Raw genomic sequence first — 13,937 nt, 5'->3', positions numbered from 1 at the left:
CACTTGGCTTTGAAGACCGCTTGACGCTCCGCGGCACTAGCAAACGACTATTGCCCTTGGGCCGACAGCTCCGTTTCCCAGGTATAGGGCGTGGCGAGTTCACCGCGCACTAGTTGGTCGAACAATGCTTGTTGGGCCGCGTCTTTAGCTTGGGGGTGCACCAGGAACAAGGCGTCGCGGAGACGCACTTGACCAGCGCGGTCGTACTTGGCGAGCTGGTAGCCATCGAAGCGGTTGAAGCTGAGCGCTAGGCCTTTCTGCAACTGCTTGGAAAGGCGGTTGAGGGTTTTCACGGGTGCTTTGCCGTTCGTGCCTTGGCGCTCATTGGCGACGGCGTAGAAAGCCAGCAACTCCGTGATTTCGTCGGGGCGCTGCACCACACGAGCCACGAGGCGGCTCACGAGATTATCGCCGCGGTGCAGGCGGGCTAGCTCCACAGTCAGCACCAAAGGGACCGAGCGTAAGTAGAGCTTTTCGCGGGCATACACCGCCAGTTGTGCTACAAATAAGGGCTCGTTTTGCGCTACCAACTCGCGCAATCGTGCCAGCCGCGTATCGGCCTTTTCATAAAACTGGTCGCTGAGCGCGGCGGTAGCCACGGCGGCGTACAGTTCGAGTTGGGGCGTAAGCTGGTAAGCAGCGGCGCCTTCGTGGTTAACCACCGGCACCGATTCGTTTTTGCGGAAGTTGAAGTTGAAGCGCATAACAGGAAAGCGTAATCGGGTAAAGAGAAGCGAGGCTTCGGAATAAAAGGCTAGGTTTTGAGTGGCTTGACCGATTTAACGGAGTCAAGTTTGGCGTTGGGATGGCTATTTTTCGAATCCGAGCGCGATTGTTTGCTATGTGATAAATCAGCTAATGAAGTAGGTGCTGAATTACTAAATGATAGTCTAAAGATTTCGTACATGGCCGTAGAAGAAAAAGGGTGTAACCATCCGTTCGGCAATTCCAGCGGAATTAATTGCCGTTAATAAATTATTATCGAAGCAAAAACTTTAGGCAATACTTTTCCGCATCGTCATTTACTGACGATTAAAACAGAAAATACAACCCGAGAATAAAACCGATTTAGAAATTCACGAACCGTAAATAAACCGGTACTCTTAGCTACGTTTTCGCCAGCCGTTTGGCTTTCGTAGCTGGTCCAGGGCGTCACACCACGACCCTAGCACTTGGGCTGGATATGTGGCTGCCAAGCAAAAGGAGGAGTGATGAGAAGACGTCATGGAAGTAACTGCTTAGGATAGAGGAAAAAGAAAAACGCCCGAACCTTGGTGGGTTCGGGCGTTTCATATGGTTGGTTTCTATCAGGTAAACCTACCTCATTTCATACGCGCCGAACCCCGGCTGAACATCGCGCTTCAGCTGACTTTGCGTGGGGCAGAAATTTGATTCGTGGCGCCGCATGACGAGGATTGACTAAGAAGTCTGGTTAAGTTTTGTGCTTTGAACGTGACAAATATAGAAAGGTTATTTTCTTAAAGTCAATATCTATCAAAAAATATTTTTACTTTTTTTTATTAACGTAAATTACAGAATCCAAAAACGAACAGGATTCTTCTAGAATAACTAATTAACTCTCCCCTGCTCGCTATTTAAAATGTGTGCCTATTTATGATTTTAGTTTTGTCATGATGCGCTTGCCGAAGCGTGACGTTCAACGATAATCAAGGGGTTATTGCACGGCGCTGGTTGACACGCGCGTCTTACCTAGGTAGGTAGTAGCGGGCACCAACTGGTAAGCTGGATCATCGCGAAAAATACTTTGTAGGGAGCCAATGTGAGCTCCCCCAATAAGCACCAGTACCCTTTTCGCTTTCTCGGCCATCTGCGTGGTCACAATGTTGGAGTAGATCTTGTAGTCGCGGTTTTTGAAGACGGAAGTCAGTTCGGCGCCGATGTAGCGGGGGTTGACGAAGGCTGTGTCCACCATGGCGTCGGGGTTGGTGAAGTGGCCGTTGGTAACGCGGGCGGGGGTGATGTAGCGCAGGTGGTAAATCATCTGCGTAACAGCGGGTTGATTTAGAAAGGTGAAATACTCGGTGAGGGTCAGCTTCCCAGAAGCTAGCTCTTCTTGCTTGGCTTTGGAGAAGGTGCGCATCTGCACGCCTTCTTCTTTGTAGAGGTCGATGTTTTGGCCATTGCTCAGAATGCTTTGCGAAGTGCCGCCGGGCGCATTCACGCCCACAATCCTTTTTAGGCCTAGCTGCTTGCCGAGCGCGAAACCTAGTTGATACTCCTCGCCCCGACCATCCTCCATATCAGCGAGTTGGAGTTTGTTGGCCACATAAAGCGCGTAGGTGCTGTCGAGGGCCGCTTGGCCTTCAGGCACCCGCTCGACCACAATCAGGTCGGGTTGAAACTTGCGAATGCGACTAATTAAGTCGGCTAGTTCCTGCTGCCGACGGGCCGTGAATACGTCGGTGTTCGGGTTATCCTTCTTATACGTCTGCCGCAGATGGTCGCAGCCGAGTAGCATGATCTGGGTAGGTTTTTCTTGGCTCCATCCGGAACGTGGGAATAGGAAACAGACCACGAGCAGCGCGAATAAGAATTTCATTTTATGGTGTTTTAGTATGAACGTGTAGAGGTCGTAATCCAATAGCCATGCCACCCGCTAAACCACCTTACATCCAGCATATTACATTGATTATCAGTTTTTAACTTCGTCCACAAGTGAACAGCTATTGTCCGGTTCTGGACAACTCCTAAAAGCGGTTGGAGTTCATTCATGCATGGATAAACGATGTAGAGACGCAATACTTTGCGTCTCCTCGTTGAACAACCAGGTCAGCGTAACCTAGGCAAACAACATCCGCAACGACAAGACGCAAAGTGTTGCGTCTCTACATCGTTCAGGCAAGTGAAACAGCCTGAAGCTTACTATAGGCAAAGGTTTGGCTGTGCCGCTCACCCACCTTCCCTAGCTTCGCTGCGTATGTCTGCTTGTTATCGTAGCCAGGCACGGGGTTCTTCGCTGATCTGCCGGCCGTTTTGCTTATTGCCGCATGCCCTGCCTTGCCACCTCCGACCGGTACGTTCTCGATCTGCCTGCCGGCCACCGCTTCCCCATCACTAAGTACGAGCTGATTCATCAGCAGCTGTTGTGGCAAGGCATCGCGCCGCTCACCGACTTCTACGACCCCGGCCTGTGTGCTGAGGAAGACCTGTTACGCGTGCACACACTAGAGTATTGGCATAAAGTGCGTGATCAACAGCTTTCTCCCGCCGAAGTACGCCGCCTCGGCTTGCCGCAGAGCGAGCGGTTGGTGTTACGCTCGTTGAGCAGCAGCGCCGGCACGCTGCAATCGGCGCGGCACGCCCTGCGCGACGGGGTGGCCCTGAACCTAGCCGGCGGCACGCACCATGCCTTTGCAGACCGCGGCGAGGGGTTCTGCGTGTTCAATGACATTGCTATTGCGGCCATGCACCTGCTGCACCACGGTCTAGCACGCCAGGTACTGGTCGTGGATTTGGACGTGCACCAGGGCGACGGCACAGCTAGCATCTTCCGCCACGAACCTAGGGTGTTCACGTTCTCCATGCACGCCGGCGCCAATTACCCACTGCGCAAAGAGCAATCGGACCTCGATGTAGAACTGCCTCTGGGCATGGGCGATGCGGCTTATCTAGCCCAACTCCACGCGACACTGCCAAGCCTTTTGGAGCAGGTGCAGCCCGATTTCATCTTCTTTCAGGCGGGCGTCGATGTATTAGCTACCGATAAGCTCGGCAAGCTAGCCCTCACAAAAGAGGGCTGCCGCCAGCGTGATGCGTTCGTACTTGGCCTGTGCCGCCAGCACCAACTGCCGGTAGCCGTGAGCATGGGCGGCGGCTACTCCGAGCGCATCGGCGACATCGTGGACGCGCACTGCAACACGTTTCGCACAGCGTACGAGTTGTTTGGCTAAGAAACTCGACTAGAACTAAAAAGCTCCCCTCCTTTTTTAAGGAGGGGTTGGGGGTGGTTTCTTGTCGTTGAACGATAGGCTAGCTTTAGTTCTCTAGCTCTAGCCAGACCACCCCCAACCCCCTCCTTAAAAAAGGAGGGGAGCTATTAACCCTAGCGCTAGTTTAATCTAGCGCTAGGCCTTCCTCCTTGCCTTCTCTCCTACCTTTGCGCTATGAACCTGCACAACCCTGCCATCGACCTGCCCGCCGCCCAGCACGTACCCGTGAAGCAGCCGGCAGAAGCACCTAGCTCCCCGGCTCAGCAAGCGTTTCGGCAGGCGGTGCAAGACGTGGAGAGCTTGCGTCAACGGCTGCGCGACCTGAAGGCGGAGCAGGCCGACGCTCGCCGACGCTACTGGCAGCAAGTTGGGCCGTTGGCTCAAACAGTGGTAGCGGCGCGACGAGCACTGTATCAGCCGCTGGAAGAAGCCTTGCTGCTCGGCTATTTCAACCGCGGCGAGGAGCGGCAGATTGTGGAAGTAATTGTAGGCAATGCCCGTTCGCTGCAAGACCGCTTCGGGGAGGATGAGGCGGAGATTTTGCAGAAGTATGACCCGGCGACCAAGCCACCACGCCCAACTCAACCGGAACCCGCCACCGAACCTAGCTCGCACGAAGAAGCCGCACGACAAGCCAAGGCTACGCGCAAAACGAAAGCGGAGCGTGCCGCCGAGGCGGCTGCCCAACAGGCCCGCGAGGAGCAGCAACGGCTGCTGTCGAACACCAAAACCGTGTACCGGCAGCTAGCCCGCGTCAACCACCCCGACTTAGAGCGTGACCCGGAACGTGCCGCCGCAAAGACGACCCGCATGCAGCGCATCACAGAAGCGTATGAAGCAAACGACCTCTACACGCTCCTGCAACTCCTGGCCGAAGATTCTGCCGAAGCACCCGACGACAACTTGCTCGCGCGCTACACCCAAGCCTTGCAGCAGCAGCAAACTGAGCTCAAACAGCAGCTCAACGAGTTGAAGTACGGCGCCAATGGCTTCTCGGGCAGCACCGGCAAAAAGCAGGAAGCCGAGCTGCGCCAGCTCAAACGCCACCTGCGCGCCGAAGCTGAATACCTCGCGCACGTGGCCGGTATCATTGCGGAGCCGGCAGGCTTACGCGATGCGCTGAAGGACCTAGCTTCCGCCGAGCACGACACGTTCTAGAAAAGAACAGTACGGAACAACTCGCGCCCACCAAGCAGGCACCAATGGCGGTAGCCTTGTAGGAGCTTCACCGGCCGTTGTTGGTGCTTGCTAGCCTTTGCTTTTCACTTCAGCCAATTCCTTCCATTTCTCGTATTGCTTTCAGATTCTGGCTCGACAGGAAGTAGCACGAGGGCTGCTGTTCGTTCCCGGCGCCGAGATCAGTAGCCTGCTTTTATGAAATGGTTTTCTTTTCGGCGCTTGCTCGTCGCTGGGTTCTTGCTGGTACTGCTACTGTTGAGCTTAGTCGCTTGGCTGATCGGCTCGGCGTATGGACGCCGCCGACTAGAGCAGCTGGTGCGCGACCGAATTAGCCATAATTCAAGCCTAGTAGTGGCGCCGTTCGATATTGAATTTTCGCCCTGGCGTGACTTTCCCCACGTCACGGCTTCCTTGCGTGGCCTGCGACTGACGGACACCACGTATCATCAACCCGAAGTAGTACTCAGCATAAACCGTGCGGATATGCGCCTAGAGCTAGCTGGCCTGCTACGCAGCCGCGTGCGCGTCACGCGGTTGGTAATAAGCGGCGTCCTCTTCCAGGAGCGGACCGACTCGTTGGGCCACAGCTGGGGGCTGCACAGCAAACACCGCAGCAAAGAACGTGGCGACGGGCCGGGGATGACGCTGGTGCTCGACTCACTCATCGTACACAACTTCCGGATGCGTACGCGCAATGAGTACGCCCAAAGCTCATTTGGGGCGAGCGTGCGGCGGGCTAGCCTCGGCGTGCGGGTGCAAGATGGCTCTCTCTACGCCCGCGGCGCCCTCGATGCCCAAATCGACTATCTGCGTAACAGCAGCACCACGTTGTTTGAAAAAGAGCCCGTGCATGCGTGGGCCAACTATCGTTTTGAATTCAAAAAGCGCCAGGGCTCCTTCTCGCATTCCTGGGCCACTCTCAACGAAGACACGATTCAGGTCAGTGGCACCCACACGGGCACCGACAACGAGAAGGCCGGGACGCGCATGAACCTGCGCTTTGAGGGCAAGCAGCCGCTGATGGAAGTGCTCTACACGGCCTTGCCTCCTAGCTTGCATACTTATTTGGCGGGTGCCACCAGCCCGAGTAAGGCCCACATCGTGTACACCATTTCGGGGCTGAACGGCCCCACCGTTAGCACCCGCAACGTGCTGAAGTTTGCGCTACGCGGGGCTAGCTTGCAGTGGCCCGACTCAACCCGCCGCATCGATCGGTGGGACCTAGCAGGCACCTACGACAACGGCCCGGAGCAGAATAGCCGCACCACAAGCCTCACGTTTGACCATTGCCGCATCTACTCCTCTGCCGGGCAGCTCAATATTGCCATGCAGCTGCGCGACTTTGACCACCCGTTTGTGAATGGCCGCCTGACTGGGCGCACCGAGTTACCGGAACTAGCCGCGGTGGTGTCGCCGGGCTTGTGGCGGGCCCGCCACGGCACCGCCCAGCTCGATGTGCGCCTGCGCGGCCTCTTACCGCCCCCACCGGGTACGCGCACAGCAATAGCGCACCAACCTAGCTTATCGGTTCAGGGCTCCGTGGCGTTGCGCAATGCTTCGTTTGTATTGCTCGATCGGGGTGCCGACATGTCGGAGCTGAACGTACGGATCGGTTTGCAAAACAGCGTTTGGCAGCTGTCGGATGCCTCAGGCGTGTTGGATAAGATGCGGTTCAAAGCCGCTGCCACCACTAAAAACCTATTGGATTATCTGACCGGCCAGCAGCCAGTTACTTCTATCAAGGGCAACTTTACCGTCGACAAACTGCACATAAGCCGCCTACGCGAGTTGCTGCGTCCCCTACCCTTGGCCGCCAAACCTGCCACTACGCCTGGCCTGGCACGCAAGCGCAACAAGAACCAGCAAACTCAGCATTCTACGAACCTAGGTCCGGACCTTTTCCCGCCCGGTTTGCGCCTAGATGTATCGCTTCGCTGCCAGCAGTTGCTCTTACCAACCGATACGCTCCGGCATCTCGCCGTAACGGTTCGCCATGATGGCCGCCAAGTACAGCTCTCCAACTTAGCCGGCGACGTGTGGGGCGGCCAGGTGCGGGGCCAGGTACGGTGGTCTACAGATACCACGCACCGGGTGGCGCCCGTCGATTTTGAGGTAGGCGTGCACTTCGCAACGATCAACTACCAGCACTTACTCGCCAAGATGTCGCGCCCCCCGCAGCGCTCGACGAAGGCTCCTACTAGTCCGGCGCTGCGTGAGCTACTGCTGGCTGCCAATGGCCATATTACGTGCACAATAGATGCTGTGCAGTTGTCGAGCCAGGAGCACCTTCGGAACCTACAGGTGCGCTTCGACAAGCAAGAAAACAAGTTGCGCATGCCCTATCTTCGGTTTAACACCACACGGGGCGGGCAGGGAAACGCCACGGCGTGGGCTCAAGTAGCCGGCAACCACCTGAAAGCCGCCGATGCCAGCTTGGATCTACGCTATGCCACCCTCGACGTGCAAGAGCTGCTGAAGCTGCTAGCTAGCATCAACCCAGCCGGTGATGACGATGAGTCCACCGCGCAACCTGTTGCGAACGTACCCAAGAACCGCCAAGCTGCTGCGGCCATGCTGGCAGATGGCTCGCTCACGGCGATGGTACGTGTGCAAGCCGCCCACGTGCGCTACGCCTCTCTGACCGGCAGCGACTTCCGGTTGGTCTCGCGCTTGCGCGATGGCGCCGCCCGCCTCGATGATTGCTCGCTGAACGCTTTTCAGGGGAAAATACAGCTGCGTGGCTTTATGCGCACCAACGCTGGTCGGCGCCATCACCCGCTGCACGTGCAAGCGCTGCTCGATAATATTCAGCTTTCAGAGCTATTCACGGCCGCCACGGCCATGAACCTCAACATCATGAAAGGCGACAACGTACGCGGCTCGATGCATTGCGCCGCCGACGTGCGCACCGACCTCAACGCCGACTTCCTCCCCGACTTTGACCAAACCCTAGGGTACCTGCGCACCGACCTGCGCGATTTGGAGCTGATGGATGTGGAGGCTCTCACGCAAACGCTGCGCTTCCTGAAGGATAAACGCACCAATCACTTGTATTTCGAGCCAGTGAGTACCCGCTTCATTCTTGATCGGGGCCAGCTCCTAATTCCGTCGCTGCACCTGAACAGTAACCTCTCCGATCTGCACATCAGCGGCCGCTACGGCCTAGATGGGCGGTCAGATCTGTACATCGGCCTGAGTCCTCTGCAGGCATTATTCGGCAACAACGAAAAGCGCATCGCCCGCATCCAGAGCGGCGAAGCCGCGCAGCGTCCCAGCCGCGCCCTCACCTACGTGAATCTGAAACGCCCATCCCCCGGTGCTAAGTACAACGTGCGGCTTTTCAAGAAAAGCGAACAGCGCCAACAGCAAGCGGCCCTCCGCAAGCAGTACCAGCAACTCCTGCTTACCCAGCGCCTAGATACCACCTTGCGGCTGTTGCGCTGAGCCGCTGTTGAGCCTAGGGGTACCATGGTCACGCCCCATGGTATGTGGCATGGCTAGTATGCCGCAGTAACTCCCACATTATTATGCGATTGTTGTGCTTTTGGAGGTAGCTTACCTTTGTCTTTCATCATTGCTAATCAACTCAGCAGCTATGCAAGACCAGGTCGGAAGTGCTGTGGTGAGGCTTCCTCGCTCCCCTTCCAGGTTCTATTTCAGCAACAAAACCCTCGGTACGGTGGGCATGCTGGGGGCACCCTTCTTGGCGTTGGCAATGCTCTGGGGAGCCCTGTGGGGCAACCACTGGCTTAATCCTTCTTACCTCGATGGTGTGCTTTGCTTGGTGTACATCTCGGCGTGGATGTGCAGCCTGCTTGGCCTTGCGCAGCTGCGCGCCACGGGCCCCGACCGCATTGGTCGTGGCGTGCTCTACATCATGTTCAGCACTCTGATTCTGGCCAACTTCTGGAACATGTACCACGCCTTTCATCCCAACGCCTGGACGCTGCTCTACAGGGCCTTGAACATGTTTTGGCCAATCAGTAACCTCATGATGTTGCTGGTAGGAATCTGCGTGCTGCGCGCTGAGGAGCTAATAGGTTGGCGCCGCTACGTACCGCTTCTGGTTGGGCTGTGGCTGCCTAGCATCACACTGGTGTATGGTTGTTTGGGGAGCAACGCAGGCGCTATGCTATTTGACGCCTGCTACAGTACCAGCGCTTGGATGATTTTGGGGTACGCCGTGCGCACCAACCCAGAAAGCTAGCTTCTACCCACCCAATCAGCTTACGCTAGTGAGCATTTGCACTCCAATGTGATCTGCATAAATTTTGGAAAATAAATACGCAAAAGTGCAGCGAGCAGGCACTGACAAGGCTTCAGGATTGTAGTATAAGAAGAAGCTCATAACCTTGTGCTATGTTGCTTTGCGTACTGCTCAGCTTATCTTGCACTATGATTATACTGGAACCTTTCACTGAAGCCGATTTCTCTCAACTTATTTCTTGGATTGACAACGAGCGCCTACTCAAAGAATGGTCGGGTGGCCTGTTTTCGTTTCCGCTGACCGAGGACAGCTTACGCTGGTACATCGAGGATACCAACGATTTAGAGAACTCCGAAGCATTTGTATACAAAGCCATTGACACTGACACTGGCGAAACCGTTGGGCACATTTCCCTGGGCAGCATCAGCCGCTACCATAGCGCCGGCCGCATCACACGCGTGTTGATTGGCAACTCGGCTGCCCGTGGCAAGGGGTACGGCCAAGCCATGGTAAAGGCTATCTTGGCCATTGGCTTCGAGGACCTAGGTCTGCACCGCATCAGCTTGGGCGTATACGACTTCAACCACAGTGCCATCCGTTGCTACCACCGCGCGGGCCTGCGCACCGAAGGAACCCTGCGCGACGTGGTTCGCTACGGCGACGAGTACTGGTCGCTGGTGGAAATGGGCATGCTAAAGCACGAATGGCAGCCAGCACAAGTCGAGGCAGAAGCTTCTGCCCAGACTGCCTAGTCTGGAAGCTAGCTATACGTTGTTGGTTCAGTAAACTAGTGAGGCGGCCCCTGGCAACAAAGAAGGCATAAGCAGCCTGTTAAGCGTAAGGCTTTCTCTTCACCCGGCTACTGCCGGCCCTATGCGCTTACTGCGGTAGATAGATGTGAAAAGTAGTGCCCTCTCCTACCTGGCTAGCAACTTCTACCCGCCCTCCTGCTTGGTGCACCAGCCGATTGACTAGGTACAAGCCTACGCCTGAGCCAGCTACGCCGGGGTGAAAGCGCCGGAACAACTGGAATATTTCCGCGCCATGCCGCTCCATGTTAATGCCACGGCCGTTATCCTGTACGCTGAGCACCACCTTGTCCTTTAGCTGAGCCGTGCTGACTTGAATGTGCGGTGCCCGGTCAGGGTCGGCGTACTTGAGGGCATTGCTGAGCAGGTTGTACAACATGCTGTGCAAGCTAGCCCGAGGCATGCGCAACGCGGGCACCGCCGCAAAGTCGAGCGCGAACGTAGCGGCCTGCTCGCTGGGCTGCAAGCTGCGGATAATATCCTCCACAAACGGCTGCAACTCCACCATATCGGAGGCAGTTTGTTCCGGCTCCCGCTGTTGCTGTACGACTTCCGTGAGCCCCTGAATGGTGGCTAGAATCTGCTGTAGCGCTTCCTCAAACATGCCCATCATGCCGGCCGCTTCGGGGTCGTGGAAGGAAACCGTACGTTTCAATTCCTGAAACAACCCGGCCATGTTCGTTACGGGTTGCTTCAGATCGTGCGAAGCGGTATACACAAAGCTGTCGAGGTCGGCATTGGTGCGCGTGAGTTGCTCGTTCTTTGTGAGCAGCAGCTCGTTGGCGTGGGCTAGCTGCTCGCGCTGATCCTCAGCCTGCATTTTGGCGCGCAGCAGTTCCTGCTCGTAGCGGCGCCGGTCGGTGATATCAAACAAAGTGATGCGCACGACTAGCGGCTGTCCGTCGATGTCGCGCAATAGCACGGCACTCATCAGCACCGGCAGCGTGGTGCCGTCTTTGCGCCGTAGCGTGTAACTGATTTCCCGTACGTGATCTTGCAGCAGCAGCAAGGGTGCGCAATGCGTTTCGTAGTGCAAGCGCCCCCCCATGGTGAATAGGTCCTGCAGGCAGCGGTGAGCCACTAGCTCCTCGCGCGTGTAGCCTAGCCAGCTTAGCAGCGTGTGATTTAGCTTTACCAACGTGCCATCGGGCAGGCAAGAGCAGTAGCCGCAGGGCGCATGCTCGTACAAGTCCTCCAGGTTTTCCTGGGTCAGGCGTAAATCCAGCTCCGGTAATAGCTCGTCGTCGGCTTCACTCATATTGCCTGCATACGCCTGCGCTCAAAAAACGATTAATAGCTTCGATGGTCACCTGCGGCACGCTGAGGTGCGGGCAGTGACCAGACGTCTCTACCACAAACAGTTGACTGTTGGCAAGCTGCCGATGCAGGTAAGTACCTACGACGATAGGCGCAATCAGATCGTGGGCACTCTGCAAGATTAACGAAGGCGTGCTCACCTTAGGCAAATCGTTGCGGTTATCCGACAAAAATGTGACCCGGGCGAAGTGCCGAGCAATGGCGGGGTCGGTCCGGCAAAAGCTGTTGTTCAACTCCGCAGCCAGCTCTGGACGCTCGAGGTGGCCCATGATAACGGGAGCAATCGTACTCGACCAACCTAGGTAGTTTTCGTCCATAGCTTCTAGCAGCTCTTCGATATCTGCCTTTTCGAAGCCCCCGATGTAATTTCCGTTGTTGATGTAGCACGGCGAGGGAGCCACCAGCACCAGTTGTGCAAAACGACTTGGCTCCCGGATGGAAGCTAACAGGCCAATTATTGCACTTACGGAGTGTCCCACCAGCACCACTTGGTGCTGGTTCAGCGTATGCAGCACTTCTAGCACGTCATCGGCGTGGGCCTCCAGCGAACTATACCGAACCGGATCGTAAGAGGCTAGGTCTGATTGCCCGGAGCCCACCAGATCGAGCAGCACCACTTGGTAGTGTTCTCTGAAAGCGGGGGCCACTAGCCGCCACATTCGCTGGTCGCAGCCAAAGCCGTGGACGAATACCATCGCCTGCTCTCCTGCACCAGAAATCGTGACGTTATTGCGCTTTAATACATTCATACCAGCCCGCTGCATGTGTCAGAAGCAAAGCAATAAGATGCCGCTCCGCTTTGCGAAGGTAATAGCTTTGTTGCCAGTAGACCTAGCTACCGACGAAGTGGCACCGGAAGCGCTAGCCGCTAGCCTCCCATAGCTTCGACGGGTGTCAGGGTGGGCGCCACCACCGGCCGCTGACGCATGAGTACCACGTACAACCCACCCGACAAGAGGAAGCCCACAAACCACGCGTAGTTATACACGGCGGCCAGCCACGGCCACACGGCACCCGCCGGCACGGCCCCGACCGCTTGCAAAAACCCGGGAATGTTGGGCAAAATACCAACGACCAGCGCTAGCATGGCCTGCGGGTTCACACCATTGCGGTACCCATAGCGCCCCTCGTAGCGGTACAGGTCGGGTACATCGAGCTGCTGATGGCGCAGCAGGTAATAGTCAGCAATCATGATACCGCCAATAGGTCCTAGCAGCGCCGAATAGCCTACTAACCAAGTGAATATATAACCCGATGGGTCGGCAATGAGCTTCCAAGGGAAGATCAGCAGCCCAATAACGCCCGTAATGTAGCCGCCCGTTTTGAAGTCAATCTTGGCGGGAGCTAAGTTGGCAAAGTCGTTGGCGGGGCTCACAATGTTGGCGGCAATATTGGTAGCCAGGGTCGACAGCGCCACGGCCAACATGGCCACGCTCACCAGCAGCTTGCTATCGAACTTGCCCGCCAACACCACCGGGTCCCAGATCGTTTGGCCGTAAATTACAAACGTGGCCGACGTAACCACCACGCCCACAAACGAAAACAACGTCATCGACGAGGGTAAGGCCAGCGCCTGCCCAAGCACCTGCGCCCGCTGGCTGACGGCGTAGCGCGTGAAATCGGGGATGTTGAGCGACAGCGTGGCCCAGAAGCCCACCATGCCCGTGAGGGCCGGAAAAAAGTACGCCCAAAACGCCGCCGACGAGGTAAACTTAGCTGGTTGCGCCAAGATCGGACCCAACCCATGACCCGCCGAAATAGCCCAGGCCAGCAGCGCCACCGCCGCCACCGGCAGAAAAAATGCCTTGAATACCAGCAGCTTCCGAATGCTCTCGACACCTAGGTACACCACGTACATATTCACGAGCCAGAATAGGAAGAACACCAGCGCGGGTCCCGTTGCCAAGCCCCAGGAAGTGGGAAACACGGCCGGCAGTGTACCAAGGCTTGGCACCCAGAGCACGAGCATCTGGTAAAGCGCGTAGCCCCCAATCCACGTTTGGATGCCAAACCAGCCGCACGCGATGATGGCGCGCAGCAGCGCCGGCACATTGGCCCCACGTACCCCAAAGCTAGCCCGCGCAAACACCGGGAACGGAATGCCATACTTAGCCCCAGCGTGCCCGTTGAGCAGCATAGGCACCAGCACCACCGTGTTGCCGAGCAGAATAGTGAGTAGCGCCTGCCACCAGTTCATGCCCCCTTCGATGAGCGAGCTGGCCAGCATATAGGTCGGGATGCACAAACTCATGCTGATCCAGAGGGCCGCGTAGTTGGCGGTGGTCCAGGTGCGGGCGGCGGTGGGCACGGGCGCGAGGTCGTCGCTCAGCAACCCGGCGGCGCTCTGCGAATCGGTTGCTACATTCTGGATCGGCTTCATGCGCAAGAACTTAAGAGGGTTCTTGGTAAATAAAGCAGTTGCGCAAGTCTTTCGCAACCAAGGCTTTCCTCGCCGCTGTTGGTCTTTCACCGAGG

10 protein-coding genes are annotated in these 13,937 nt (G+C 56.7%); 5 read left to right on the top strand and 5 right to left on the bottom strand.

The window, feature by feature from the left end; translation table 11 throughout:
* Positions 1 to 47 precede the first annotated feature (47 nt).
* Both SD425_RS08990 and SD425_RS08985 read right to left on the bottom strand, forming a co-directional pair.
* A complete protein-coding gene (locus SD425_RS08990) occupies positions 48 to 704 on the bottom strand; it encodes a TROVE domain-containing protein (RefSeq protein WP_324677626.1) in 657 nt (218 codons plus the stop codon).
* Positions 705 to 1,675: 971 nt separating this feature from the next.
* Positions 1,676 to 2,560, bottom strand: a complete 885-nt coding sequence (locus SD425_RS08985) for a DUF5694 domain-containing protein (protein WP_324677624.1) — start codon at positions 2,558 to 2,560, stop codon at positions 1,676 to 1,678.
* A gap of 448 nt (positions 2,561 to 3,008) precedes the next feature.
* Here SD425_RS08985 and SD425_RS08980 point away from each other — a divergent pair, with 448 nt between their 5' ends.
* The 5 genes from SD425_RS08980 (at position 3,009) to SD425_RS08960 (ending at position 10,088) form a co-directional block, all read left to right on the top strand.
* The gene (locus SD425_RS08980) at positions 3,009 to 3,911 is read left to right on the top strand and encodes a histone deacetylase (RefSeq protein WP_324677622.1); all 903 of its coding nucleotides are present in this window, start codon (positions 3,009 to 3,011) and stop codon (positions 3,909 to 3,911) included.
* A 213-nt stretch (positions 3,912 to 4,124) separates the two neighbouring features.
* Positions 4,125 to 5,108: a J domain-containing protein gene (locus tag SD425_RS08975; RefSeq protein ID WP_324677620.1), complete on the top strand. Its 984-nt coding sequence runs from the start codon at positions 4,125 to 4,127 to the stop codon at positions 5,106 to 5,108.
* Between the two features lie 216 nt (positions 5,109 to 5,324).
* Positions 5,325 to 8,573: an AsmA-like C-terminal region-containing protein gene (locus SD425_RS08970; protein WP_324677618.1), complete on the top strand. Its 3,249-nt coding sequence runs from the start codon at positions 5,325 to 5,327 to the stop codon at positions 8,571 to 8,573.
* Positions 8,574 to 8,724: 151 nt separating this feature from the next.
* Positions 8,725 to 9,336 (top strand): hypothetical protein, encoded by a 612-nt coding sequence (locus SD425_RS08965; RefSeq protein WP_324677616.1) that lies wholly within the window; start codon positions 8,725 to 8,727, stop codon positions 9,334 to 9,336.
* Positions 9,337 to 9,524: 188 nt separating this feature from the next.
* Complete coding sequence (locus SD425_RS08960) at positions 9,525 to 10,088, top strand: GNAT family protein (protein WP_324677614.1); 564 nt, start codon at positions 9,525 to 9,527, stop codon at positions 10,086 to 10,088.
* A gap of 127 nt (positions 10,089 to 10,215) precedes the next feature.
* Here SD425_RS08960 and SD425_RS08955 read toward each other — a convergent pair whose 3' ends face one another.
* The 3 genes from SD425_RS08955 to SD425_RS08945 all read right to left on the bottom strand — a co-directional run bounded on the left by SD425_RS08955 (position 10,216) and on the right by SD425_RS08945 (position 13,842).
* Positions 10,216 to 11,403: a PAS domain-containing sensor histidine kinase gene (locus SD425_RS08955; RefSeq protein WP_324677612.1), complete on the bottom strand. Its 1,188-nt coding sequence runs from the start codon at positions 11,401 to 11,403 to the stop codon at positions 10,216 to 10,218.
* Positions 11,396 to 12,211, bottom strand: coding sequence for an alpha/beta hydrolase (locus tag SD425_RS08950; RefSeq protein WP_324677610.1), 816 nt, complete (start codon positions 12,209 to 12,211; stop codon positions 11,396 to 11,398). The genes SD425_RS08955 and SD425_RS08950 overlap by 8 nt, the downstream gene beginning before the upstream one ends.
* Before the next feature lie 119 nt (positions 12,212 to 12,330).
* Positions 12,331 to 13,842: an NCS1 family nucleobase:cation symporter-1 gene (locus SD425_RS08945; RefSeq protein ID WP_324677607.1), complete on the bottom strand. Its 1,512-nt coding sequence runs from the start codon at positions 13,840 to 13,842 to the stop codon at positions 12,331 to 12,333.
* Positions 13,843 to 13,937: the final 95 nt, after the last annotated feature.

Source organism: Hymenobacter sp. GOD-10R, assembly GCF_035609205.1.
Classification (GTDB): Bacteria; Bacteroidota; Bacteroidia; order Cytophagales; family Hymenobacteraceae; genus Hymenobacter.
This window is presented reverse-complemented; position numbering and strand designations above follow the sequence as displayed.